At 62.5% G+C, this 24,237-nt stretch carries 19 protein-coding genes; 11 read left to right on the plus strand and 8 right to left on the minus strand.

Annotated elements, in window-relative coordinates:
* Nucleotides 1-145: 145 nt before the first annotated feature.
* A complete protein-coding gene (locus ACQ4WY_RS13505) occupies nucleotides 146-844 on the minus strand; it encodes a dienelactone hydrolase family protein (protein ID WP_436504551.1) in 699 nt (232 codons plus the stop codon).
* 87 nt (nucleotides 845-931) lie between these two features.
* Nucleotides 932-4,096, minus strand: a complete 3,165-nt coding sequence (locus ACQ4WY_RS13510) for a DUF6701 domain-containing protein (protein WP_436504553.1) — start codon at nucleotides 4,094-4,096, stop codon at nucleotides 932-934.
* A 114-nt stretch (nucleotides 4,097-4,210) separates the two neighbouring features.
* On the opposite strand from ACQ4WY_RS13510, the gene ACQ4WY_RS13515 reads away from it, so the two are divergent.
* Complete coding sequence (locus ACQ4WY_RS13515; protein WP_436504554.1) at nucleotides 4,211-5,215, plus strand: GlxA family transcriptional regulator; 1,005 nt, start codon at nucleotides 4,211-4,213, stop codon at nucleotides 5,213-5,215.
* 11 nt (nucleotides 5,216-5,226) lie between these two features.
* On the opposite strand, the gene ACQ4WY_RS13520 is transcribed toward ACQ4WY_RS13515, so the two are convergent.
* Nucleotides 5,227-5,460: a hypothetical protein gene (locus tag ACQ4WY_RS13520; protein ID WP_034784311.1), complete on the minus strand. Its 234-nt coding sequence runs from the start codon at nucleotides 5,458-5,460 to the stop codon at nucleotides 5,227-5,229.
* Nucleotides 5,461-5,590: 130 nt separating this feature from the next.
* Entirely contained in the window at nucleotides 5,591-6,697 is a 1,107-nt protein-coding gene (locus tag ACQ4WY_RS13525; RefSeq protein WP_436504556.1) for an S-(hydroxymethyl)glutathione dehydrogenase/class III alcohol dehydrogenase, read from the minus strand.
* Between the two features lie 283 nt (nucleotides 6,698-6,980).
* Between ACQ4WY_RS13525 and ACQ4WY_RS13530 the strand changes: the two genes are divergently transcribed.
* The 3 genes from ACQ4WY_RS13530 (at nucleotide 6,981) to ACQ4WY_RS13540 (ending at nucleotide 9,832) form a co-directional block, all read left to right on the plus strand.
* Complete coding sequence (locus ACQ4WY_RS13530) at nucleotides 6,981-8,429, plus strand: PQQ-dependent sugar dehydrogenase (protein ID WP_436504558.1); 1,449 nt, start codon at nucleotides 6,981-6,983, stop codon at nucleotides 8,427-8,429.
* Between the two features lie 117 nt (nucleotides 8,430-8,546).
* Nucleotides 8,547-8,990 (plus strand): thioesterase family protein, encoded by a 444-nt coding sequence (locus tag ACQ4WY_RS13535; RefSeq protein WP_034784316.1) that lies wholly within the window; start codon nucleotides 8,547-8,549, stop codon nucleotides 8,988-8,990.
* Between the two features lie 41 nt (nucleotides 8,991-9,031).
* Nucleotides 9,032-9,832: a substrate-binding periplasmic protein gene (locus tag ACQ4WY_RS13540; RefSeq protein WP_436504560.1), complete on the plus strand. Its 801-nt coding sequence runs from the start codon at nucleotides 9,032-9,034 to the stop codon at nucleotides 9,830-9,832.
* A 45-nt stretch (nucleotides 9,833-9,877) separates the two neighbouring features.
* On the opposite strand, the gene ACQ4WY_RS13545 is transcribed toward ACQ4WY_RS13540, so the two are convergent.
* The gene (locus ACQ4WY_RS13545; RefSeq protein WP_436504561.1) at nucleotides 9,878-10,381 is read right to left on the minus strand and encodes a DUF3016 domain-containing protein; all 504 of its coding nucleotides are present in this window, start codon (nucleotides 10,379-10,381) and stop codon (nucleotides 9,878-9,880) included.
* A 435-nt stretch (nucleotides 10,382-10,816) separates the two neighbouring features.
* On the opposite strand from ACQ4WY_RS13545, the gene ACQ4WY_RS13550 reads away from it, so the two are divergent.
* Nucleotides 10,817-12,328, plus strand: coding sequence for a DUF3369 domain-containing protein (locus ACQ4WY_RS13550; RefSeq protein WP_436504563.1), 1,512 nt, complete (start codon nucleotides 10,817-10,819; stop codon nucleotides 12,326-12,328).
* A 31-nt stretch (nucleotides 12,329-12,359) separates the two neighbouring features.
* Here ACQ4WY_RS13550 and ACQ4WY_RS13555 read toward each other — a convergent pair whose 3' ends face one another.
* Nucleotides 12,360-14,306, minus strand: a complete 1,947-nt coding sequence (locus tag ACQ4WY_RS13555) for a GAF domain-containing sensor histidine kinase (protein WP_436504565.1) — start codon at nucleotides 14,304-14,306, stop codon at nucleotides 12,360-12,362.
* A 185-nt stretch (nucleotides 14,307-14,491) separates the two neighbouring features.
* Here ACQ4WY_RS13555 and ACQ4WY_RS13560 point away from each other — a divergent pair, with 185 nt between their 5' ends.
* The 5 genes from ACQ4WY_RS13560 to ACQ4WY_RS13580 all read left to right on the plus strand — a co-directional run bounded on the left by ACQ4WY_RS13560 (nucleotide 14,492) and on the right by ACQ4WY_RS13580 (nucleotide 22,215).
* Nucleotides 14,492-16,039 carry a C13 family peptidase gene (locus tag ACQ4WY_RS13560; protein WP_436504567.1) on the plus strand — a complete coding sequence of 516 codons (1,548 nt, stop codon included), beginning with the start codon at nucleotides 14,492-14,494 and terminating at the stop codon, nucleotides 16,037-16,039.
* A gap of 42 nt (nucleotides 16,040-16,081) precedes the next feature.
* Nucleotides 16,082-16,450 (plus strand): cation efflux protein, CzcI family, encoded by a 369-nt coding sequence (gene czcI / locus ACQ4WY_RS13565; RefSeq protein ID WP_436504568.1) that lies wholly within the window; start codon nucleotides 16,082-16,084, stop codon nucleotides 16,448-16,450.
* Nucleotides 16,451-16,556: 106 nt separating this feature from the next.
* Nucleotides 16,557-17,789, plus strand: a complete 1,233-nt coding sequence (locus ACQ4WY_RS13570) for a TolC family protein (RefSeq protein ID WP_436504570.1) — start codon at nucleotides 16,557-16,559, stop codon at nucleotides 17,787-17,789.
* A gap of 13 nt (nucleotides 17,790-17,802) precedes the next feature.
* Nucleotides 17,803-19,008, plus strand: a complete 1,206-nt coding sequence (locus tag ACQ4WY_RS13575) for an efflux RND transporter periplasmic adaptor subunit (protein ID WP_436504572.1) — start codon at nucleotides 17,803-17,805, stop codon at nucleotides 19,006-19,008.
* Nucleotides 19,009-19,032: 24 nt separating this feature from the next.
* Complete coding sequence (locus ACQ4WY_RS13580; RefSeq protein ID WP_436504574.1) at nucleotides 19,033-22,215, plus strand: efflux RND transporter permease subunit; 3,183 nt, start codon at nucleotides 19,033-19,035, stop codon at nucleotides 22,213-22,215.
* A 29-nt stretch (nucleotides 22,216-22,244) separates the two neighbouring features.
* Here the strand turns inward: ACQ4WY_RS13580 and ACQ4WY_RS13585 are convergent, their stop codons facing one another.
* Nucleotides 22,245-22,757: a hypothetical protein gene (locus tag ACQ4WY_RS13585; RefSeq protein ID WP_436504576.1), complete on the minus strand. Its 513-nt coding sequence runs from the start codon at nucleotides 22,755-22,757 to the stop codon at nucleotides 22,245-22,247.
* Between the two features lie 364 nt (nucleotides 22,758-23,121).
* On the opposite strand from ACQ4WY_RS13585, the gene ACQ4WY_RS13590 reads away from it, so the two are divergent.
* On the plus strand, nucleotides 23,122-23,760 hold the full coding sequence (locus ACQ4WY_RS13590; protein ID WP_436504578.1) for an Npun_F0296 family exosortase-dependent surface protein: 639 nt from the start codon (nucleotides 23,122-23,124) through the stop codon (nucleotides 23,758-23,760).
* 79 nt (nucleotides 23,761-23,839) lie between these two features.
* Here the strand turns inward: ACQ4WY_RS13590 and ACQ4WY_RS13595 are convergent, their stop codons facing one another.
* The gene (locus ACQ4WY_RS13595) at nucleotides 23,840-24,076 is read right to left on the minus strand and encodes a hypothetical protein (protein WP_436504580.1); all 237 of its coding nucleotides are present in this window, start codon (nucleotides 24,074-24,076) and stop codon (nucleotides 23,840-23,842) included.
* Between the last annotated feature and the right edge of the window lie 161 nt (nucleotides 24,077-24,237).

The raw sequence follows: 24,237 nt of genomic DNA on the forward strand, positions 1-24,237 counted from the left end.
TCGGTTCCTCATCCAGGTTTGCCGGGCGCCGCGCCCGGCCGGCCGGAGTTGCCCGGCACAGCCGCTATTTTAGCGCCCATGCAGCTTTGCTGCTGGGTGCGCATTGGCCTCGACAATAGCAGTTGGCCAGCCTGGCGAGGCAAGCTTACAAATTTTCCGCCAGGAAAATCAAGGAATTGCCATGCGCGTGGGCGGCGGCGCGTTGCTGGTAACTGTCGCGGTGGGTGCAGTTGAAACCGTGCTCGGCGCCCGGGTAGATATGGATTTCCACGTCTTGCCGGTCTTCAAAGCGCTCGGCGATCTTTTGCACGGCTTCCGGTGGAATATGGCTGTCCTGGCCGCCGAAATGCATGAGCAGCGGCACCTTGATTTGGTCGGCCAGGTCCAGCTTGTTCTGAATGCCGCCGCCGTAATAGGCGATCGCCGCGTCGACCAGGCTGGCCGCAGCCGCCTGGTACGACAAGCGACCGCCGAAGCAGTAGCCGACCGAAGCCAGCTTACCCGTCACTTCCGGACGCGCGCGCAGAGCGGCGATGGTCGCGGCGATATCGGCGTCGGCATGCGGATTGTCGGTGGCCTGCATCAGTTCGACGGCGCGCTTCCAGCCGTCCGCGTCATAGCCCAGTTCGATGTGCGCACCGGCGCGCCAGAACAGGTCCGGCACCAGCACCACGTAGCCATCGGCCGCGTACTGGTCGGCCACGGCGCGGATGTGCTCGTTGACGCCGAAAATTTCCTGCAACAGGATGATGGCGGGGCCCTTGCCCACATGCGGCACGGCCAGGTAAGCCTGGAAGCTGCCGTCCGGGCCGGCGATATCGATCCACTGCGAAGTTATGCTCATAGAAACTCCAGTCTGAGGTTGGGGGAATGCCACAACCAGGCATGTTACTGGTTTTTCCCCCTTTCTGCGCCCGCCCTTTGTCCAGGCTCAATACATCTCGCGCAGGTAAATCACAGGCCCTGATTTGAAGACGCCAAAGACGACGGTGCCCACGGTGCTGGGCAGGTAGGGATGGCCGACCACGGAAACATCCACGCTGCCGGCCTTGCCGGCGCCGGGCGCCGCCAGGGTCAGGCGTTTGCTCGACGGCAAGATGCCCTTGTCGACCGTGTACGTGCCGTCGTCCAGCTTGAAGTCCGAGCACACCAGGGTTTTCTTGCAATTGGCGAACACCACCTGCTTGTTGCTGAACGCACTGATGCTGTCCGCCAGATTGGTGACCCAGGCCTTGCCATCCCAGTACTGCGCCTGCACGGCCAGGCGCACGGCATAGCGTTCGGAACCGTAGTCATGCGGCACCATCAGGCGGCCTGCCAGCACGGTCAACTTGCCTTCCTTGCCAAATCCTGCCGAGGTGGCGCTGATGCCTTGATAGCTGCTCGTTGCGCGCAACAGCACGTCCGTGGGCGCTACCTGCACGACGACGCCATTGGCGCCTGGAAAGCGATAAGCGATCGCTGCCGCGCCCTCGCCCTGCTTGAACAACGTCGGCGCCATGCTGGTGAACGTGGTCTGCGCGCTGCTGCCATCCGTCAGCCGGCTGCCGGCCGGGTCCTTGGGTGGGAACAGCTGCGTGACTCCGCTGGCGGCATCCCAGCCCTGCACCTGCACCGGCACCATGAAACTGGTATCGGCATCGCGGCCATCGAAATTGAACGTCGTGTCGCCGTTCACGTTTTGCGCCGTCACGCGCAGGCCGAACGGCTGTCCGGAATACGCGTACACGCCGTTCGGCGCCACGTCAGGGTAGCACTTCATTGCCTGCGAACACGGTGCCAGCACAGTGGCCAGCGGCGGCAAGTCCTTGTCGCCGCTGACGATGAGTTGCGTGATGTAATGGTGCGGCAGGTATTGCACGGGGCCGCTGTTGCCCGTCGCCGGCAAGGCTGGCGCCGCGGCAGTCAGGTAAGTGGGGATGCTGGCGGTAAAGCGCAGCTTGCCTACCTCCGGCCAGCTCAGATTCGTCGCCTTGCCAACGCCATTGACAAAGGTCACGCTGCCCGTCACCGGTGGTTTTTTGGTGCCGGCAAAGGTGGGCGCATCCACGGTAGGACTGAGCGATATCGTCGGTGGCGTCTTTTCGCGGCCAAAATTGGGCGTTAACGCACCCGCCGTATTCAAGGCCGACACGATGATGTCCTTTGCCGGCGCCACCGGCACCACGGCCACGCCCGCCTGTTGCGGCGAGGCGATGGCGCTGAAGGCAAGGGATTGGGGGCCCACGATGACGGTGCCGCTGCCCGTCATCGTCAAACCGCTGTCGCTGCCACTGTTCGACGCGTAGGTAGCGGTCAAGCCCAGCAAACCCACATCGGCGTACCGCATGTTCGGCGTGGCAACGCCATTGGCATCGAAGGCCAGCTGGATATCGGCCCCGGCAACGCTGCAGGAACTGCCGGCGTTGGCATTGACGGCCAGCGGCACGTAGCTGCCATTCTTGCCCTGTATGCGCGCCGGCAAGGTGCCCGTATCGGGATCGGCATAGTAGCATTTGAGGTTCAGCGTCTTGCTTTGTCCCGCAAACAGGGGCACGCAGGCGTTCGGATTCGATGACGACGCCTGCCTGGCGCTGATGCTGATCGTGACCTCATCCTCTGCATAGCGGGGCACGCCGCTGATCTGCAGTGCGCTCGTGAGAAATGCCATCCGGCAATTGGTCGTGCTGTTGTCGATACTGCTCTTGCAGACCAGGGCACCCGTCGTGGCCGGCACGCTCGTCAGGCCCAGCAGCACGTTGCTGGCGGCCGTCGTCTGCGCCACGCTCGATGCCACCATGCCCGTGGGCGGCTGCGTAGTGTTGATTTGCGCCGTCGCCCCGCCTGGCGTCAACGTCACCTGCGCGGCGCCCTTGTAGACGCTGCTGCAGCTGGCATCGGCGCAGGCCGTCACCGTAACGGGCGCTGGCGCGCACGTGAGCGCCGAAGGCGGATGCGTGATCTGGAAATGGTCGGGTCCCGCCTGCGTACCCGGCCCGCATTTCGGCCCCATCGGTTCATTGAAGGCCCAGCCGCTGTTGTTCGTCACGCAGCTGCACGGGGACGACGGCGTATACGCCTTGCAGGTAATGGTTTGCTGCACCCGGCCCTGCCAGCCCAGAGTAATGTGGTCGACCAAGGCGTTGCCGGTGATGTAGGCGTTGGAGGAATCCAGAGTCACGTTGCCGCCCTCCACATTGCCATTAACGCCATTGCCGGAGGCAATGCTCAGGGAATTGGTCGCCTTCACATCGCCCGTAACGAGCAGGCCGGACGCCCTCAGGTCGATGGTCGGCGACGTCAGGTTGCCCTTGATCTGGCTGCCGGAACCGACGGTCAACGAGGTGCTGGCCGTGATATCGCCCTGCACCTGGCTGCTGGCCGCGTCGATGCTGACGACGGGCGCCTTGGTGGTGCCCTTCAGGTTACTGCCCGAACCCAGGCTGAAGGCATTGACGGCCGTCACGTCACCCGTGATCGTCACGCTGGAACTGGTGGTGATGCTGCTGCCGTTGATCGGGCCTGCTATGGTCGAGCTTGACCCGATGCTGACGCTGCCGCTGGCCTTCACGCTGCCGCTGATCGTGACGTTGGAACTGGTGGTGATGCTGCCGCCGCTGATGGCGCCATTCAGCGTCGAGCCGGAGGAAATGTCGATATTGCCCGTGGCCGTGATATTGCCCGTCACCTTCACGGGTGTGCCGCCCAGGGAGACGGACGCCGCCGAGATATCGGCCACGATCACCGTGCCACCCTGCGACCCCACCGTGAAATTGCCGCCGCTGGCCGTCAGGCTGCCGCCCGTGATCTTCAGATTAGGCGGATTGACATTGCTGATGTCGAGATTGCGGTTGGCCGTCAGGGCCGCCGTGCCGCTCATGCTCAAGCCCTGGTTGTAGCCGATGCTCACATCGCTGTTGACCGTCACGCCATAGCCGCTGGCGATAACGACATTGTCGGTACTGCCCATGATCAGGCTGGCGCAAGTGTATCGGGTGCTTGACGCTGGCAGGCTGCAGCCGCCGACGGCGCCGCCATTGAAGTTAAGCGTGGCCGCGTGGGCAAGGGATGAGCCCAGCAGCAATGTCAGGGCGGCAAAAATGTGGAGTAAGCGCACGATATCGAGAAATCCGGTGGGTGGGGAGCCAGCGGGCGCGCGGATTATTCATGCTAACCTACGCCATCGCTGTTGTTGCATTATGGCAGTATTTATCCCCCTCGCGCATATCGCATGATCAAGCAAAGCCCCAAAGAATTCCCCCTGCGCACCGTCGACATCATCGTCTACCCCGGCTTCAAGGCGCTCGAAGCCATCGGCGCCATGAAAGTGTTTGATTACGCCAACACCCATTTGCGCCTGCGCAATCTGCCCGGCGGCTACGACGTGCGCATCGCCTCGACGGCCATCGGTCCCGTCGAGTCGGACACCCTGATGTCGCTGCACGCCAGCAAGGCGCTCGATGCCAGCCGCTTGCCCGACCTGGCCGTCATCGTCGGCTGCCACCACGTCGAGCAAGTCTTGCAGGACATCCCCGCCCTCGCCGCCTGGGTGGCCGAGGCCGCGCCCCGCATCGATACCTTGGCGGCCCTGTGCACGGGCTGCTTTTTCCTGGCCGAGGCCGGTGTGCTCGATGGCAAGAGCGCCGCCACGCACTGGAGCGCCGTGGACAGCCTGCGTCAGCGCTATCCCTTGATAAAGGTGAATGCCGATGCGATTTTCGTGCGGGAAGGGAAATTCTGGACGTCGGCCGGCGTAACGGCCGGCATCGATTTGGCCCTGGCCCTGGTGGAAGACGATTTCAGCCGCGATATCGCGCTGGAAGTGGCACGCGACCTGGTGGTATATTTGAAGCGGCCAGGCGGCCAGTCGCAGTTTTCCGTCCACCTGTCGAGCCAGATGACGACGCATCCGACCATCCGCCAGTTGCAGGGCTGGATCATCGAGCATCTTGCCGAAGAGCTCACGGTGCCGCTGCTGGCGGCCAGGCTGGCCATGAGCGAGCGCAATTTTACGCGCGTATTCCAGCGCGAAACGGGCACCAGTCCCACGGAATTCATCGACACGGCCCGCTTCGAAGTGGCGCGCCGCTTGCTGGAAGACAATGTGTCTTCTCTAAAACAGGTGGCCGCGCAGGCAGGCTTGCACAGCGAGGACAGGCTGCGCCGCCTGTTTCAAAAAAAACTCGCCATCACGCCGCGCGACTACCGCGAGCGCTTTTCCAGCACGGCGCGCTAGGCGCAGGAAGATCAGCGCGGCTTGCCGTGACGCACGTGGCGCGTGGCTAGCTGGCGGCTCTGCCGGGCCAGCGGCGTAAACAGTAGTGCACATAGCAAATACGTGGCCAGCAGCGCCAGCCAGATGGCGGGCGTGGCCAGGCTGGCGGCATTGCTCCACCACAAAGCCAGCAGGGAAGACAGGGCCGCGCCAAGGAAGACGGGCAGCATGCGGCGCAACGTGGCGAGGTAGGCAGTGGCAAACATGAACGGCTCCCAAAGCAAGGCGGATGTCTTCACACTAGCAGGGGCAGGCGGCGAAGTACAGCCTGCCGCCCTGCCCCGTCCGTCAAGTGTTGCGCAATGAGTACATTACGATGCGATCAATACAAGAAGATTAATACAGCACCACAGAACGGATCGACTCGCCGCTCTTCATCAGGTCGAAGCCCTGGTTGATGTCTTCCAGCTTCAGGCGGTGCGTGATCAGGTCGTCAATGTTGAGCTTGCCTTCCATATACCAGTCGACGATTTTCGGCACGTCCGTACGGCCCCGCGCGCCGCCGAAAGCCGAACCGCGCCATTCGCGCCCCGTCACCAGCTGGAACGGACGCGTGGAGATTTCCTGCCCGGCCGCCGCCACGCCGATGATGAAGGACTTGCCCCAGCCCTTGTGCGTGCACTCGAGCGCCTGGCGCATCAAAGTCGTGTTGCCGACGCATTCGAAACTGTAGTCGGCGCCGCCGTCCGTCAATTGCACGATGGCATCGACGACGTTCTCCACCTCGTTCGGGTTGATGAAATGCGTCATGCCGAACTTGCGCGCGATGGCCTGGCGCGCCGGGTTGATATCGACGCCGATGATTTTATCGGCGCCGACCATTTTCGCCGCCTGGATCACGTTCAGGCCGATACCGCCCAGGCCGAACACGACCACGTTGGCGCCCGCTTCGACCTTGGCCGAGAACAAGACGGCACCCACGCCCGTCGTCACGCCGCAGCCGATGTAGCAAACCTTGTCGAAGGGCGCGTCGGAGCGTATCTTCGCCAGCGCGATTTCCGGCACGACGATGTAATTCGAAAAGGTGGACGTGCCCATGTAGTGGAACAGCGGCTGGCCATTCAGCGAGAAGCGGCTGGTGGCGTCCGGCATCAGGCCGCGGCCCTGCGTCGAGCGGATGGCCTGGCACAGGTTCGTCTTTTGCGACAGGCAGAACTTGCACTGGCGGCATTCCGGCGTGTACAGGGGAATGACGTGGTCATCCTTTTTCAGGGTCGTCACGCCCGGGCCCACGTCGACGACGATGCCGGCGCCTTCATGGCCAAGGATGGCAGGGAAGATGCCTTCCGGGTCGGCACCGGACAAGGTGTAGTAATCGGTATGGCAAATGCCCGTGGCTTTCAGCTCGACCAGCACTTCGCCGGCGCGCGGGCCGGCCAGGTCGACTTCTTCGATGGTCAGCGGGGCGCCCGCCTTCCAGGCAATCGCGGCTTTGGTTTTCATGAGGGTTTCTTCCTGCTCGGTTTCAGATGCGCCATTATCGGGCGCCAGCGGGCGCGGTGGCGCAGCGGGCCGCGCGCTTGTCTGAAAACGCGGCGCATTTGTCCGATGGCGTCGGACCGTGCAGCAGCGCACGGAAGCGTGACCCATGTGAGGCGTACGCTTGCGCAAGCGCAATCGTGCCAGCACCAAAACGCGCATTCTTGACGCAACAGCATTCCCTTGATGCATCGCACCGACTCGCCCGCACTGACTCGCCATTTCGTCGTTCCCGCAGGAGACTGACATGCGCCATTTATTTTCCCGACCTCCGAATACCTGGCTGGCCCTGCTACTGGCATGCTGCCTGGCCCTGCTGTCATCCTGTGGCGGCGGGAGCGGCCACCACCCGCCCGGCGCCGCCACGGGCAGCCTGACAGTCAGCATCGGCGGCTTGCCGGCCGGCGTAGCGGGCGCCGTCACGCTCAGCGGACCTGCGTCCTACAGCAAGCTGCTGACGGCGAGCAGCACGCTCACAGACCTGGCGCCCGGTGTCTACACGCTCAGCGCCGCCAGCGTGGCGCAAGGCACGGGAACGCTGGCACCCACGCCCGTCACGCAGCAGGTGCAAGTCAATGCGGGGGCGACGGCCAGCGCCAGCGTCACCTATGCGGCGACCACGCCGCTGGCCCTGCGCCTGCAGGAAGTGGCCAGCGGCTTGAGCGCCCCCATCTTCCTCACGGCGCCGCCCGGCGACAGCCGTTTGTTCATTGTCGAACGGGCCGGGCGCATCCGCGTGGTGCAGAACGGCAACCTGCTGGCCACGCCCTTCCTCGATATCAGTACCCTGACCACCACCAGCGGCGAACGGGGCTTGCTGTCGCTGGCCTTCCATCCCCAGTACGCCAGCAATGGCTATTTCTTCATTTACTACACCAACCTGGCCGGCGATATCGTCATCGAGCGCCGGCAAGTGTCCGCTGGCAACGCCAACGTGGCCGATCCCCTGTCCGCGCTGGCCATCCTCACGCTTCCCCATTCCACGTTCAGCAACCACAATGGCGGCTTGCTCAGCTTTGGCCCGGATGGCTATCTGTATGCGGGCACGGGCGATGGCGGCAGCGGGGGCGACCCGCCCGGCAACGCGCAAAATACCAACGTCCTGCTGGGCAAGCTGCTGCGCCTGGACGTCAACGCCAACACGGTAGCCCAGCCGTACGCCATTCCACCCGGCAATCCATTTGCCACGGCAGGCGGGCGCCCTGAAATCTGGGCCTACGGCTTGCGCAACCCGTGGCGCTACGCCTTCGACGTACCGGCCCAACTGCTGTACCTCGCCGACGTGGGCCAGGCCAACTGGGAAGAAGTCGATGTGCGTCCCGTGGGCCAGGCGGGCAACAACTATGGCTGGAACATCATGGAGGGGTCGCACTGCTATAACAGCGCCAGCTGCAACCAGGCGGGACTGGTCCTGCCCGCCATCGAATACGGCCACGATGCGGCCGGTGGCTGCTCGATCACGGGCGGCTATGTGTACCGGGGCACGGCCCTGCCGGAACTGGCGGGGCAGTACCTGTATTCCGACTACTGCAGCGGCTGGCTGAAAAGTTTCAGCTACAGCAATGGCACGGCCTCGGCCGTGACGGACTGGGGCATCACCAACGTGGGCAATATCCTGTCGTTTGGCCAGGATGCACAAAACGAGCTGTACATGCTGAGCGGCACGGGCAAGGTGTACCAGATTGTACGTAAATAAGCATGCGCAGGCAGTCGTGGCGGCGCACACCTGAGGCGGCGTTTTTCGACGGGGCGCAGGGAACCGGCTAGAATTGACATTTCCGCCGCGCCCTGCGCCCTAGCCCAAGAGAACACCATGGCCCGTTTGAAACTTGAATTTCCTGAAGACCAGTACTGCTATTCCTCGCAACTGACGGTACGCACGACGGACATCAACGCCGGCAACCATCTCGGCAACGATTCCATGATTTCCATGATTTCCGAGGCCCGCGCCCGCTTCCTGTTCGAATATGGCGTGCGCGACATCGAAGCGGACGGCACCGGCATCATCGTCACCGACCTGGCCACCACCTACCGCGCCGAAGCCCATGCGCGCGACCAGTTGCTGTTCGAAGTGGGCGTCATGGATTTCAACAAGTATGGCGGCGACATCACCTTCCGCATCACGCGCCCGCGCGACAACACACTGATCGCCATGGCCAAGTCCGGCTTTGTGTTTTTCAACTATAAGCTCAGCCAGGTCGTTCCCATGGCGGAAGATTTCGGCAGCAAGTTCCCACAGGTGAACTGGATCGACTGAAGCGCGGTACATTCTGGCCATCATCCTGTATGCTTATCAGGATGATATGCAAAATTGACCTGCGCCGCGCCGGCGCCTGCCTGCTGGCCGCTACCTGCGCGATGGCGGCACCCGGCATCGGCCATGCCGCGCCGCAAACCGTCATCCTGTACGGCGACGACGACTATGCACCGTACAGCTATGTGGAAAACGGCGTCTTCAAGGGCATGTATGTCGATATGCTGCGCCTGGCGGCCAGGGCGATGCCCGATTACCGGCTGGAACTACAGGCCCGCCCCTGGAAACGGGGGCTCGACGCGCTGGAAAAGGGCCAGGTTTTTGGCCTGTTTCCGCCCGGACGCAAAACGGAACGCTCGTACGTGCAACCGTATTCGGCCATGCTGTACCGCGAATCAGTGGTCCTGTTTTGCCATGAGGCCGTCATGCGCACGCCGCGCACGCGGTTTCCCGCCGACTTTGCGGGCCTGACCATCGGCGTCAATACAGGATTTTTACTCTCGGAAAAACTAATGGCGCCAGCCCGCGAAGGACTGCTGCGCCTGGAAGCGGCCAAGGGCAATGAAGCGAATCTGAAAAAACTGGCCTTGCGGCGCATCGATTGCTACGCCAGCGACCGCGGCGCAGCCCGCCACACGGCGCGCCAACTGCAAGGCGAATTGACCAGTTACGGCTTTCAATTGCACGAAGTGCTGGAACTGTCGTCCGAACCCACCTATATCGCCTACAGCGCGCGCAACACGCCCGGCTACAAGGCCGATTTCATCGACAAGATGAATGCGGCCTTGCTTGCCATGCGGCAGAACGGCCAGCTGGCGCGCATCGAACAGGCTTACTTGCGTTGATTATTTGCGTTGATTACCTGTACTGTGCTTCGCGCGGCGGCAAGATCATTTGCGTGCCGGACGCTTCACTTGCGTGCCGAACGTGCTCGAGAACCAGTCATCGATCATCTGTTTTTCATAGCGCAGCTTGTCACCGCTCGCATAGCGATTGATGCGCGTCAGATAGGACATATCGGACAGGGCCGCATCGGAGTTGCCGATGACCTTGCCATCTTGCTCCAGCACATAGTGCAGGCGCATGCGCGGCCAATCGGCCCCGCCGGTCATCACGCGGAAATCCTGCGTGGAGCGCATGGCGGGATTTTCACGGCCAGCCATGTCCAGATCCGTCACCTCGATCTTCAGACTTAGCCCAGGCTTGAGCGACTCTCCCAGTTTCTCGAAATGCGCCGCCAAGTCCTTGAGCACCCTCTCACGCTCCGTCTGATCAAAAGACACATCCGAGAATTGTTCTGGCTTGGTGAAATGGACTTCCGTGCCCGCCCAGGCGGCAGTGCTCGCCAGCAAGGCAAGACCAGCAATGAAGGTACGCGTCGTTTTCGTTTTCATGATGAGTCCTTTCAAGAATGTTGATGGCGCTGCGGCCACTTTTACTTCCAAATATAGCGCGATGAGTTTTATTCTAAAGGGAAACTAATACATTGTTACTTTTTTTGCACGGCGTAACGAACCAGGCTTAATTCCACAGACTTTTTTACAGATTCATTGGCAATATTAATTAAAACAAAGTATTGTCTTGAAAATATAGTTGCCTAAGCGATAAAGTATAGATAGTGTTAACAACATGGATTTAAAGTGTTTTTTTGGCACGTGTGTTGCATGTTTTTAGTCAATTTTTCTTGCATATTGTTAATACTTAGCTGTCAGTCTACAATCGATAAGATGCGCCCGAAAAACGCGCAACGCCGGTAATGGCGCACAGGAATTCCTGGCGCAGGCGTCTCAGCATTGCGTCAGTTATGCCTTTTAGCGGAACTCGCCCTTATGTCATTTTTGTCTTCAGCATCGCCCAAGTTACCTCCCTGGAAAGTCCTGCTCGTCGACGATGAACCCGACATCCATGACATCACCAAACTGACGCTGAGCCGCTTTCGCCTGGAAGGCCGCGCCCTGAGTTTCGTGCATGCGTACAGCGGCGCCGAGGCCAAGCAGGTGCTGGCGCGCGAAGAAGGCATCGCGCTGGTGTTTCTCGACGTGGTGATGGAGCGCGAAGACAGCGGCCTGGAAGTGGCGCGCTGGATGCGCGAAGACCTGGGCAACCAGTTTACGCGCATCGTGCTGCGCACGGGACAGCCGGGACAGGCGCCGGAAGAACGGGTGATCGTCAACTACGACATCAACGACTACAAGGAAAAGACGGAACTGGACCGCACCAAGCTGTTTACCACCACCTTTGCCGCCCTGCGCGCCTACCGCGACATCATGAAGGTGGAAGAGGCGCGCCAGGCCCAGCTGCACTACCGCGAAGGACTGGAAAGAGTCATCGCCGCCTCGGCGCACATTTTCAAGCAGCGCAACCTGCGCGACTTTGCCAGCGGCCTGTTGCAACAAGTCGTCGCCCTGCTGCGCCTGGAAACGAGCATGCTGCTGCGCCTGCGCGGCGCCAGTGCCATCACGGGCGAGCAGGACTATGAAATCCTCGCGCAGATCGGCGACCATGAAGCCGATGACGGCATCCTCAGCCCATCCCTGCTGTCGCAGCTGGACCATGCCAAGAGCAACAAGATCTCGCGCCTGCACGGCGACACCTACGTCGGCTATTTTCCGAACAGCAGCGGCAAGGCGTCCTTGCTGGTACTCAAAGGCGTGGAAGAGATTTCCGACCTCGACGCGCAATTGCTGGAAGTATTCTGCTCCGGCGTGGCGATCGCCTTCGACAATATCCTGCTGACGCAGGAAATCACCGATACCCAGGCCGAACTGATCCTGCGCCTGGGCGACGTGGTCGAATCGCGCTCGCACGAAGGCGGCAACCACGTGCGCCGCATGGCCGAGGTGTGCCAGCTGCTGGCGCAGGCCTCCGGCATGTCGGAAGAGGAAACCATGGTGCTGCGCCACGCGGCGCCCATGCATGACATCGGCAAGATTTCCACGCCCGACGCCGTGCTGCTGAAACCCGGCAAGCTCGATGCGGCCGAATGGGAAATCATGAAGCAGCATCCGACGGTGGGCATGTCCATCCTCGACGGCTCGCAGCGCCCCTTGCTGAAGGCGGCCGCCGTGATCGCCCACCAGCACCATGAAAAATACGACGGCAGCGGCTACCCGCAAGGCCTGGCCGGCGAAAACATCCACAAATACGCGCGCATCGCCGCCGTCGCCGACGTCTTCGACGCGCTGATGCACAAGCGCTGCTACAAGGACGCCTGGCCCCTGGCGCGCGTGGTCAGTTATTTGCGCGAAGTAAGCGGCAGCCACCTCGACCCGCAGTATGTGGAGTTGCTGATTGCGAATCTGGATGAAGCCTTGGCCCTGAACCAGCGTTTCCCGGATTAAGCGGCGCAGGTCGGATTACACGGCTTCGCCGCTAATCCGAGCTACGTGGCTCTAATGGGAACCGGATCTTGTAATGCAATCCCATGCCCGGCGCGCTGACCACCTTCACCGTGCCGCCCAGCGGCCCCGTCACCAGGTTATACAGGATGTGCGCGCCCAGGCCGCTGCCGCCGGAACCCCGCTTCGTCGTAAAGAAGGGATCAAAGAGCTGGCCCAGGGTGGCGCTGTCCATGCCCATGCCGTCGTCGCTGTAGTCGAGCTCCAGCATCTCGCCGGCCGTCCGCACGCTGATTCTGATCTTGCCCGGCTCGCCTTCGACAAAGCCGTGCACCAGTGAATTGACCACCATATTCGTGACGATCTGCGAGACGGCGCCAGGATAGCTGCGCAGCTGGACCTCGGGCGCACAATCGATGTCCACCTTGATCGGCTTGCCCTTGAGCTTGGGCTGCAGCGACAGCAGGATCTCATCGAGGTATTTACGCAAGTTAAAGCTGCGCAATTCGTCCGACGACTGGTCCACGGCCACCTGCTTGAAGCTGCGCACCAGCGCCGCGGCGCGCTGGGTATTCGTCGTCATGATGCGCAGGGTCTGGTCGATGATGTCGAAAAACTGCCGCAAGCCGTCTTCATCGAGCTGGCCGCCTTCCAGGTCTTCGCGCGTGAGTTTCAATTCCTGCACCAGGTGGCTGGTGGCCGTCACGCAAATGCCCAGCGGCGTATTGATTTCATGCGCCACTCCCGCCACCAGGCGCCCCAAGGACGCCAGCTTTTCCTGGCGCACCAGTTCCGACTGCGCTTCCTGCAAGGCGCTCAGGGCGCCGTTCAAGGCCGCATTCTGCTCTTCCAGCGCTTCCTTGGCCTGGCGCATGGCGCTGTCGGCCTGGATGCGGGCCATCGCCACGGCCACGTGACTGGCCATGAAGGCCAGCACGTCCAGTTCCGCCTGGCCATACATGACTGAGGTGTCGTAGCTTTGCACGATGATCACGCCATATTTGCGCTCGCCCAGCAGCATGGGCGCACCCATCCAGCTGGCGATGCCGACATTGCCCAGCGGCTCGTCCATCTCGCCGCTGGCCACCAGCGCCGCATAGCTGCTTGCATCGAGCAGGCAAGCCTGGCGCCGCGCCAACACGTACGAACTCATGCCGATACCGTAATGAAAGCGTTTCACGGGCGCCTGCGCATCCTTCTCGTCGACGAAATACGGGATCGTGATGTCCTTGTTGTCCGGGTGATACAGGGCGATGAGGAAATTCTTTGCCGTCACCAGCTCGCTGATGATGGCGTGCAGGCGCGCATACAGGGTCGTCGCGTCGGCCGCCTGCGCCGACAGGTTGGCGATTTCATACAGCGCATGCTGCAGGTTCTCCGCGCGGCGCCGCTCGGCCACCTCGTGCGCCAGCAGGGCCGTGCGCTCCTGCACCGCCTTTTCCAGACGGTCCATGCTTTGCATGCCTTGCAGGGCGCTCGACACGTGCGTGGCGATCAGCGCGAACAGGGCCTGGTCTTCCAGGCTGAAGCGGTGCTGCGCGTCATAGCTCTGGATGACGATGGCGCCCAGCACCTGATGCTGCTGATCCAGCAGCGGGCAGCCGATCCAGTGTTCGGCCGCCGTCCCGCCGCCCCACGCACCGCCGCTGATGGCGCGCATGGCGTCATCGTCGGCCGTCATCACCAGTTGCTTGCGGTTGACGATGACCCACGCCGTGGGCGACTGCGCCGCGCTGGCCAGGCGCACGCCCTCGTCCGGGTCCGGTGCGGCGTCGAATTCATCGACAAAATAGGGAAAGCGCACGAGGCCATCGTCGCGGTCGCTAAGCGCCACATAAAAGTTCGCCGCATACATGATGCGTCCCAGCGCCGCATGCACCGCCTGCAGGAATTCACTGATATCGCTGCAGGTGCTCGAGCGCTGCCCGATTTCCAGCAACACGGTTTGAACGGCTTCCAGGCGGCTGAGACGGCTTTCCATGGGTGACTATGTACCTTGCGCAAGTATATGTTCTGAAAATCAATATTATCAGTTCAGCCCAGCCTTGGCACGGCATAAAACGCAGAATCTTGCCTTGTGGCGAAGCAACACACGCCACGTGCGCATTTGCCACGCTGGCAATACAGTGGCAGACTAGGCCTCTTCCTACAGACCAGACCGTCCTCATGACTGCCACGCTACGCGCCTCGCTTCGTCCCTACACCCTCGCCGGCCTGCTGGCCTTTGCCGCGCTGGGCATGCCGCCGCTGTGCGCCGCGCCAGCCAAGGCGCCGGCGGCGGAAACGGCCGATGGCGGACGCTATTTCGGCCCCCTCCTCGCGGGCAAGATGCATGGCCAGGGCCGGCTCGAATACGCGAGCGGCGCCTTCTACGAAGGGGGCTTCGCGCGCGGCGTGTTTTCCGGCCAGGGCAAGCTGCGCCAGGCTTCCGGCGTGGAATACACGGGCGCCTTCCGCCAGGGCGCCTTCGATGGCATCGGCCGCTACACCTCGCCCAAGGGCGAGATTTATGCGGGCAGCTTCGTCAAGGGCAGCTTCGAGGGACAAGGCCGCTTCCAGGGCGCCGACGGTGCCACCTTCGAAGGCCATTTCAAACACTGGCGCCCGCATGGCGCCGGCAAGCTGACCGACACGGACGGCACCATTTTCGAAGGCGAATTCGTCCAGGGCCTGCTGCAAGGCAAGGCCAAGGTCATCACCAGCGACGGCATCCACTACGAAGGCGAGCTGAAAGACTGGAAATTCGAAGGCGAAGGTGTGCTGCGCACGGCCGACGGTGACGAATACCGGGGCGGCTTCAAGAATGGGCAGTTCGACGGCAAGGGCGTGCTGCGCTACGCCGTGGCGCAGGCGGACGGCCGGCGCGAAGACAGCGGCAACTGGACGGACGGCCAGTTGGACGACCCGGCCTTGGATAAGCTCACGCGCGACAATATCGAACTGGCCCTGTACAACCAGCAATCCTTGCTGGAGCGCAGCCTGGCCGGTGTACTGCCGCGCGACGCGACGAAAAAGATCAATCTCTACCTGCTGGGCGTGGCCGGCGATGGCGCGCAGGAAGTGTTTCACCGCGAAACAGCTTTCGTGCAGCGCCAGTTCGACCGCGATTACGGTACCGTGGGCCGCTCCCTGATGCTCGTCAACAGCCGCAACACGGTGGCGCAGCAGCCGATGGCCACGCGCACCAGCATAGCCGCCAGCCTCGATGCCTTGGGCGCGAAGATGGACAAGGCCAACGACATCCTGTTTTTATTCCTCACCAGCCACGGCTCGCCCGAGCACGAACTGGCGCTGGCGCAAAACGGCATGGACTTGCACAGCCTGCCCGCGCAGGAGCTGGCCGGCATGCTCAAGCACAGCGGCATCCGCTGGAAAGTCATCGTGATCTCGGCCTGCTATGCGGGCGGCTTCATCGCGCCATTAAAAGATGACAACACCCTCATCATCACGGCCGCGCGCAGCGACCGCACCTCGTTCGGCTGCGATGACCAGAACGATTTTACGTATTTCAGCGAAGCGTATTTCAAGGAAGCCTTGCCGAAGAGCGCCGGCTTTGCCGAGGCGTTCGACCAGGCCAGGGTGCTGGTGCAGGCGCGCGAGGCTGCCGATTTCCTCGAAGGCGGCATGGAAGCGGAAGAACATTCCGAGCCGCAGTTGTTCCAGGGCAAGGCCATCGCCGCGCAGCTGAAGGCGTGGCGTGCCCAGCCACGCTAAGCGCGGCGCGGCCTTCCTTCTTTCTGTACAATAAGCGCACACATGAAAAAATTCTTCCTCATTTTGCTGCTGTTCGTGCTTCCGCTCCAGATGTCCTGGGCAGCGGCTAGCGCGTATTGCCTGCACGAGGAAGGCAAGGCGGCGCAGCACCTGGGCCACCACAACCACCAGCACAAGGCTGATGCGGACAAGAAACCTGTGGCCGACAAAAAAGTGGCGGACCAGCAGAAAAAAGGCCAGCCGCACAGCGACTGCAACGTCTGCCATGGCATCGGCCATGCGTGGCTGCCGGCCGGCTCCAGCCTGCCCGTCGGCGACACGGCGTCCGTGAACGCGGACACTTCCCCCTTCTTTTACGCTTCCCACATCCCGGACGTTCCCAAGCGCCCTGACTGGTCCTCGGCCATCTAGGCCGACGGGACGTTTCATTCCACTGATCGCAATACACGCGCCTGATTGACCTGGGCGCCAGCTTGCGCGTCCCGTCGAATTCTTTTCCATGCTTTTGGAGAATTCGATGTACCGAACCATCTTGTTACTTTCCGCTGGCCTACTGGCCGGCAACTTTGCCCACGCGCAATCTAGCGTGGAACCCGCCGCGCCCCTGACCTTGCCCGCCGCGCTGGCCTTGGCCGAAGGCGGCAACGCCACCCTGTCGGCCGCCCGCCATGAACTGGCGGCGCAAGGCGGCGCCCTGCAACAGGCGCGCGCCTTGCCTAATCCGGAATTGCAAACCGTGCTGGAAGACACGCGGCGCGCCACACGCAGCACCACCGTGCAGCTCAATCAACTCATAGAACTGGGCGGCAAGCGTGGGGCGCGCGCCGCCGTCGCCCAACGCGGCGAAGACCTGGCGCAAGCGGGCCTGTCACTGCAGCAGGCGGAAACCCGCGCCGCCGTGACTTCCGCCTTTGTCGACGTGCTGGCGGCGCAGGAAGGCTTGCGCCTAGCCGACAGCGCACAGGCCCTGGCCGCGCGCGCCAGCGACATCACGGCGCGCCGGGTGACGGCCGGCAAGGCCTCGCCTGTCGAGGAAACCCGCGCCAAGGTCGCCGAGGCGAGCGTGCGGCTGGAACTGAACCTGGCGCGCAGCACCCTGGCCAGCGCCCGCAAGCGCCTGGCCGCCCTGTGGGGCAACGCCACGCCCCGCTTTACCCTCGCCGAGGGACGCCTGGAAACCTTGCCGGAGCTGCCGCCGGCAAGCGAACTGGCGGCGCGCCTGGCCCAGGCGCCGGCCGTGCGCCAGGCGCACAGCGCGCTGGCCCAGCGGCAAGCCATGCTGGACGTGGAACAGCGGCGCGCCACGCCCGACGTCACGCTAAGCATCGGCATGAAACGCTCGGAAGAACTGGGCCGCAACCAGGCCATCATCGGCCTGGCCCTGCCGCTACCGCTGTTCGACCGCAATGCCGGCAACAAGCTTGACGCCTTGCGCCGCAGCGACAAGGCCAGCGACGAGCTGGCCGCCGCCCGCATCGCCGTGCAAACGGACGTGGCCGCCGCCACCGAACGCCTGGCCACGGCCCGGCTCGACGTGGAAAGCTTACGCCAGGACATCTTGCCTGGCGCGCAAAGCGCCTACGACGCGGCCAGCAAGGGCTTTGAGTTCGGCAAGTTCGCCTTCCTCGACGTGCTCGATGCCCAGCGCACCTTGCTGCAAGCCAAAAACCAATACCTGCGCGCGCTGACCGAAGCGCAGCACGCCGCCGCCGACATCGAGCGCCTGCTGGGCACACCAGCTCCCCTGTAAGGAATCCCCGACAATGAATATCAACCTCGACAAGAAACAAGCGATCGCCATCGCCTCCATCGCGGCCGCCGGCATCGTACTGGCCGTTCTCATCCTCGGCACGGGCAAGTCCGGCGCCCCGCCGGCCCCTGCCGTCAAGGCGGAAGCACATGCTGAAAAGAAAGACGAACATGGCCACGAAGAAGTGGAAGGCCATCTGGAATTGACGGCTGCGCAAAGCCGCGCGGCCGGCGTCGCCATCGCCACGGCCGCGCCCGGCCGCGTCAAGACGACAGTCGCCCTGCCCGGAGAAATCCGTTTCAACGAAGACCGCACGGCCCACGTCGTGCCGCGCCTGGCCGGCGTGGTAGAAGCCGTGCAGGCGGACCTGGGCCAGCTGGTGAAAAAGGGACAAGTGCTGGCCGTCATTGCCAGCACGGAACTGTCGGAACAGCGCAGCGCACTGCTATCAGCGCAGCGGCGTTTATCGCTGGCCCGGTCCACGTATGAGCGCGAAGAAAAACTGTGGCGCGAGAAAATTTCTGCCGAGCAAGATTATCTGCAGGCGCAGCAAACGTGGCGTGAGGCGGAAATCGCCGTGCAGAACGCGCAGCAAAAGCTCAGCGCACTGGGCGCCAGTGGGGCCAGCAAGGGGCCGCTGAACCGCTACGACATCCGCGCGCCGTTCGACGGCATGGTGCTGGAAAAACATATCACCCTGGGCGAAGCCGTCAAGGAAGACGCGAACATCTTCGTCATTTCCGACCTGTCGACCGTGTGGGCGGAAATCGCCGTGCCGGCGAAAGACCTTGCCACCGTGCGCATGGGAGGCAAGGCGGAGGTGAAAGCCAGCGCTTTTGATGCCAGCGCGCAAGGCACGATCACCTATGTGGGCGCCTTGCTGGGCGAGCAGACGCGCACGGCCAAGGCACGCATCAGCTTGCTGAACCCGGACATGGCCTGGCGCCCGGGCCTGTTCGTCACGGTGGAAGTGGTGTCCGGCGAAGCGGACGCGCCCGTCACGGTGCAAAGCACGGCCATCCAGACGGTGGAAGACAAGCCCGTCGTTTTCGTGCAAGTCAAGGATGGCTACCAGGCCACGCCCGTGGTGCTGGGCCGCAGCGATGGCAAGTTGACGCATATCAAGCAGGGCCTGGCCGCCGGCACGCCGTACGCGGCGCAAGGCAGCTTTGTGCTGAAGTCCGAGCTGGGCAAAGATTCTGCCGGCCACGAACATTGATCACGTTAAACAAAGGACACCATCATGTTTGAACGCTTGATCCGCTTCGCCATCGACCAGCGCTGGCTGGTGATGCTGGCCGTGGCCGCCATGGCCGGCCTGGGCATCTACAGCTATCAAAAGCTGCCCATCGACGCCGTGCCCGACATCACCAATGTGCAGGTGCAAATCAATACCCAGTCCGCCGGCTATTCGCCGCTGGAAACCGAGCAACGCGTCACCTTCCCCATCGAAACGGCCATGGCCGGCTTGCCTAACCTGGAACAGACGCGCTCATTGTCGCGCTACGGCCTGTCGCAAGTGACCGTGATCTTCAAGGATGGCACGGACATTTACTTTGCCCGCCAGATGATCAACGAGCGCTTGCAGGAAGCCAAGGAAAGCTTGCCGGCCGGTATCACGCCAAAGATGGGGCCCGTCTCCACGGGACTCGGCGAAATCTACCTGTGGACGGTGGAAACGCAAGACGGCGCGAAAAAGCCCGATGGCACGCCGTACACGCCGACGGACTTGCGCGAAATCCAGGACTGGATCATCAAGCCGCAGTTGCGCAATGTCACGGGCGTCACGGAAATCAACGCCATCGGCGGCTACGCCAAGCAATACCAGGTAGCGCCCTACCCTGAAAAACTTGCCGCCTACGGTATCAGCCTGCAAGATGTGGTGACGGCGCTCGAGCGCAACAACAGCAACGTGGGCGCCGGCTATATCGAACGGCAGGGTGAGCAGCTGCTGATACGCGCGCCGGGCCAGGTGGCCTCAAAAAGCGACATCGGCAACATCGTCGTCGCCAATGTGCAGGGCGTGGCCATCCGCATCCGCGACGTGGCCGACGTGGTGCTGGGGCGCGAACTGCGCACGGGCGCGGCCACGGAAAACGGCCGCGAAGTGGTGCTGGGCACGGTGTTCATGCTGATCGGGCAAAACAGCCGCGCCGTCTCGCAAGCGGTCGACAAAAAGATGGTGGAAATCAACCGCAGCCTGCCCAAGGGCGTGCATGCCGTCACCGTGTATGACCGCACGGTCCTCGTCGACAAGGCCATCAATACGGTAAAGAAAAACCTGCTCGAAGGCGCGGTCCTGGTGATCGCCATCCTGTTCCTGTTCCTCGGCAATATCCGCGCGGCCGTCATCACGGCCATGGTGATTCCGCTGGCCATGCTGTTCACGTTTACGGGCATGGTGCAATACCATGTGAGCGCCAACCTGATGAGTTTGGGGGCGCTGGACTTCGGCATCATCATCGATGGCGCCGTGGTGATCGTGGAAAACTGCGTGCGGCGCCTGGCCCATGCGCAGCAGAAACTGGGACGGCCCTTGACCTTGCAGGAACGCTTTCATGAAGTGTTTGCGGCATCGCAAGAGGCGCGCCGCCCCCTGCTGTACGGCCAGCTGATCATCATGGTCGTGTACCTGCCCATCTTTGCGCTGACGGGCGTGGAAGGCCGCATGTTTACGCCGATGGCCCTGACGGTCGTGATTGCCCTGCTGGGCGCCATGCTGCTGTCGATCACTTTCATCCCGGCCGCCGTGGCACTGTTTATCGGCGACAAGGTAGCGGAGAAAGAAAACGCCATCATGCGCGCCGCCAAGCGCTGGTATGCCCCGCTGCTGGACAAGGTGATGCGCAACACGCCAGTCGTGCTGACGGGTGCAGCCGTGGCAGTATTGCTGTCGGGCTTGCTGGCCACGCGCATGGGCAGCGAGTTCGTGCCCAGCCTGAACGAGGGCGACATCGCCATCCAGGCCCTGCGCATCCCCGGCACCAGCTTGAGCCAATCGCTGGCCATGCAGCAGCAGCTGGAAAGCAAGCTGATGGCAAACCACAAGGAAATCGCGCGCGTGTTCGCCCGCACGGGAACGGCCGAGATCGCCTCCGACCCCATGCCGCCGAATATTTCCGATGGCTACATCATGCTCAAGCCGCGCGACCAGTGGCCGGAACCGAAGAAATCGCGCGAACAATTGCTGGCAGAAATCGAAGCGACGGCCAGCAGCTTGCCGGGCAACAACTATGAGTTTTCGCAGCCGATCCAGCTGCGCTTCAATGAACTGATTTCCGGCGTGCGCAGCGATGTGGCCGTGAAACTATTCGGCGACGACATGGCCGTGCTCGACAGTACGGCGGCGAAGATCGCTGGTGTGCTTGGGAAGATTCCCGGAGCGACGGAAGTGAAGGTCGAGCAGACGACGGGCTTGCCCATGCTGACGGTGCAGATCGACCGCGAGCAGACGGCCCGCTACGGTCTCAACATTGCCGACGTGCAAGCGGCGATTGCCACGGCCATCGGCGGGCAAGAAGCGGGCACCCTGTTCCAGGGCGACCGCCGCTTCGACATCGTCGTGCGCCTGCCCGACAGCCTGCGCAGCGACCTGGAGCAATTGAAACGCCTGCCCATCGCCCTGCCTCTGGGCGCGGCGGCGGAAGGCCGCGCGCGCTTCATACCGCTCGGCGAAGTGGCCAGCCTGCAAGTGGCGCCGGGGCCGAACCAGATCAGCCGCGAAGACGGCAAGCGCCGCATCGTCGTCAGCGCCAACGTGCGCGGACGCGATATCGGCTCCTTCGTGGCCGACGCCACGCAGCAATTGCAAGCGCAGGTGGCTATTCCCCCTGGCTACTGGACCAGCTGGGGCGGCCAGTTCGAGCAATTGCAGTCGGCCACGAAACGCCTGGAGCTGGTGGTACCCGTAGCGCTGGCGCTCGTCTTTGTGCTGCTGTTTGCCATGTTCGGCAACGTGAAGGATGGTTTGCTGGTGTTCAGCGGCATTCCGTTCGCCTTGACGGGCGGCATCGTCGCCCTGTGGCTGCGCGATATTCCCATGTCGATCTCGGCGGCGGTCGGCTTCATCGCCCTGTCCGGCGTGGCCGTGCTGAACGGCCTGGTGATGATCGCCTACATCCGCCAGCTGCGCGAACAGGGCATGCCCTTGCAGGAGGCGATACGTGTAGGGGCCATCACGCGCTTGCGGCCCGTGCTGATGACGGCGCTGGTGGCCTCGCTGGGCTTCGTGCCGATGGCCATTGCCACGGGCACGGGCGCCGAGGTGCAGCGTCCGCTGGCCACCGTGGTGATCGGCGGCATCCTGTCGTCGACGGCCTTGACCTTGCTGGTGTTGCCGCTGCTGTACCGGCTGGCGTACCGCAAGGAAGAGGAAGTGGAAATGCAAGCCGCGCCCGAAGGCGCGGCGGTACAGCTGAGTAAATAGAGAGCGAGACGCGCGCTACCGCAATCGGCTTAACCCGGCTTGCGGTAGCCGCCTTCGATCCAGTTCGCGGCGGATGTCGCATTGAACTTGAAGGCGGCCGAGGTGCGCACCTTGGCGATCTGTTCGCCATCGGCGTCGTAAGCGCTCAGTTCCGCGTACGGATGGTCTTCGTCGGGGACGATGTCGAACATCACCTTGATTTGCCCCTCGTCGGTGGCGACAAACAGGTTCTTGTGCAACTGCGCATGCAACTGCTGCTCGTGGCGGCGCAGCACTTCCGAGGCCGTCTTGACCAGCGTATTAAACGCGTTGACGTCGAGCGGCTTCGGATTTTTCTTGTCGCGGCCCATGGTCCATGGTCCCACCAGTGCCGGCTCCGGTTCGCCATCCTTGATCATGGCCACGGCCCAGCCTTCATCTTCCTCGTTCTTGATCACGCGCGCCGTCCAGCCATTGCCTACCCACAGGCGCGGCTCCTGGATCGGGGCGTCATTGTCCTGCTCGGCTGCTTCGTCGGAAAAGTCGGGAAAATCGGTACTCATGGCGGTGCTCGTGATGGAAGGTCGGGGCTAGCATGATAGTCGAAAACGCCCGCCCGTGCCGCCTTGCCGCAAGGTAAGGCGCGGAGCGCCATAGTCGATCCTGGCAAGAAGACAAGCTATCAATGTAGTAGTTTTATTCTAGCAATCGAGCTTTGATATTCCTCAGGAGAACCTATTATTATTTTGCAATCTGAATTGTGTTTTTTATATTTATATATTGCATGTAGTAATGCTTGGCCCCAAGAAATTCTTTTCTTCATGCGGTGTCCATCGTCCCTGAACGCCGCATTGTCTCGCCACGCCAGGCACTTTCGTCGTTCTGATAAAAATAGCTGTGCACACCTATACATTCGAGGGTATCAACATGAAAATCTTGTCCACTCTGGCCTGCGCCACGCTCGTCGTCGTCGCAGGCAGCGCCAGCGCAGTTCCCACCTTCACTACCGGCGGTACGGTACTGGCAGGCGAGGGGCTGGTCACGTCGGTTGCGGGCGCCACCACCATCGATTTCAATGATGGTCTAGTGCCCGCTAATTACACGGGTAACGTCTTCACCAGCAATCACCCAAGCTACGCCGCGCAGCCACCGAACGATCTGACGGCTTTCTATTCCGTCGGCGTGACGAATGGCCAGATCACCCCTGGCGTCGCCACCTTCGGCGGCGGTCTGAGCTATTTTGGCTTCTACATGGGTTCGCCAGATACGTACAACAGCGTCGTCTTTACCATGGGAGATCAGAGCACGGTCACCTTGACGGGATCGGAAATCGCCACGCTGGGCGGTATCAGCGCCAATGGCGATCAATCGGTCGGCCTGTATGTGAATGCGTGGGCGGGCGAAGGGGAAAAATTTACCTCGATCGCCTTCCACTCGACAGGCCAGGATGCCTTTGAAAGCGACAACCACGCCTTCATCACCGCCGTGCCCGAACCGGAAACCTATGCCATGCTGCTTGCCGGCCTGGGCTTGCTGGGCTTCGTGCTACGCCGCAAACAATCCTGATTCCAGCATGCAGCCACAAAAGCCCGCGCCGCGGGCTTTTTTCACTACCAGGCGAGGCATTTCTTTGCATGGCCAAACATCAGCACATGGACATGGCAGGCCGGTTGGGCCAGGTCAACGGTGGACCGGGTGGTATCCAGCGCGGGTCGATGGCCGGCAGCGGCGCATGGTAATTGAACGGGGTGATGATGATCGGCGGTATCGCCGATGGCGCGCCGACGGGCTCGGCGCAGGACTGGGTGGCGCTACGCTGGCGCGTGATTCGATGTTCAGGGGGGGATAGCGATTGATCCCCGGTATCTGCAAACAAAAGCATGTTGCCCTCCTTGCTAGACTGAGGTGTTCAGTATAGGACGGCTTGCGTACATTACAAGAAAAGAAATCTTGTTCCAGATCAGCATTTTCTGGCCGCCAGCGCCTTCCATACCGTGAAAATGACGGCCTGTCGCACGCCGCTGGCGGCAAGCCAGGCGCGCC

Source organism: Janthinobacterium salmonicoloratum (assembly GCF_051380845.1).
Classification (GTDB): Bacteria; Pseudomonadota; Gammaproteobacteria; order Burkholderiales; family Burkholderiaceae_D; genus Janthinobacterium; species Janthinobacterium lividum_F.

Bases quoted from the DNA above. Each gene is read 5' to 3' on its own strand.
- ACQ4WY_RS13505 (WP_436504551.1), bottom strand. From the start codon at position 844: ATGAGCATAACTTCGCAGTGGATCGATATCGCCGGCCCGGACGGCAGC.
- ACQ4WY_RS13515 (WP_436504554.1), top strand. From the start codon at position 4,211: ATGATCAAGCAAAGCCCCAAAGAATTCCCCCTGCGCACCGTCGACATC.
- ACQ4WY_RS13520 (WP_034784311.1), bottom strand. From the start codon at position 5,460: ATGTTTGCCACTGCCTACCTCGCCACGTTGCGCCGCATGCTGCCCGTC.
- ACQ4WY_RS13525 (WP_436504556.1), bottom strand. From the start codon at position 6,697: ATGAAAACCAAAGCCGCGATTGCCTGGAAGGCGGGCGCCCCGCTGACC.
- ACQ4WY_RS13530 (WP_436504558.1), top strand. From the start codon at position 6,981: ATGCGCCATTTATTTTCCCGACCTCCGAATACCTGGCTGGCCCTGCTA.
- ACQ4WY_RS13535 (WP_034784316.1), top strand. From the start codon at position 8,547: ATGGCCCGTTTGAAACTTGAATTTCCTGAAGACCAGTACTGCTATTCC.
- ACQ4WY_RS13540 (WP_436504560.1), top strand. From the start codon at position 9,032: ATGATATGCAAAATTGACCTGCGCCGCGCCGGCGCCTGCCTGCTGGCC.
- ACQ4WY_RS13545 (WP_436504561.1), bottom strand. From the start codon at position 10,381: ATGAAAACGAAAACGACGCGTACCTTCATTGCTGGTCTTGCCTTGCTG.
- ACQ4WY_RS13550 (WP_436504563.1), top strand. From the start codon at position 10,817: ATGTCATTTTTGTCTTCAGCATCGCCCAAGTTACCTCCCTGGAAAGTC.
- ACQ4WY_RS13555 (WP_436504565.1), bottom strand. From the start codon at position 14,306: ATGGAAAGCCGTCTCAGCCGCCTGGAAGCCGTTCAAACCGTGTTGCTG.
- ACQ4WY_RS13560 (WP_436504567.1), top strand. From the start codon at position 14,492: ATGACTGCCACGCTACGCGCCTCGCTTCGTCCCTACACCCTCGCCGGC.
- czcI (WP_436504568.1), top strand. From the start codon at position 16,082: ATGAAAAAATTCTTCCTCATTTTGCTGCTGTTCGTGCTTCCGCTCCAG.
- ACQ4WY_RS13570 (WP_436504570.1), top strand. From the start codon at position 16,557: ATGTACCGAACCATCTTGTTACTTTCCGCTGGCCTACTGGCCGGCAAC.
- ACQ4WY_RS13575 (WP_436504572.1), top strand. From the start codon at position 17,803: ATGAATATCAACCTCGACAAGAAACAAGCGATCGCCATCGCCTCCATC.
- ACQ4WY_RS13580 (WP_436504574.1), top strand. From the start codon at position 19,033: ATGTTTGAACGCTTGATCCGCTTCGCCATCGACCAGCGCTGGCTGGTG.
- ACQ4WY_RS13585 (WP_436504576.1), bottom strand. From the start codon at position 22,757: ATGAGTACCGATTTTCCCGACTTTTCCGACGAAGCAGCCGAGCAGGAC.
- ACQ4WY_RS13590 (WP_436504578.1), top strand. From the start codon at position 23,122: ATGAAAATCTTGTCCACTCTGGCCTGCGCCACGCTCGTCGTCGTCGCA.
- ACQ4WY_RS13595 (WP_436504580.1), bottom strand. From the start codon at position 24,076: ATGCTTTTGTTTGCAGATACCGGGGATCAATCGCTATCCCCCCCTGAA.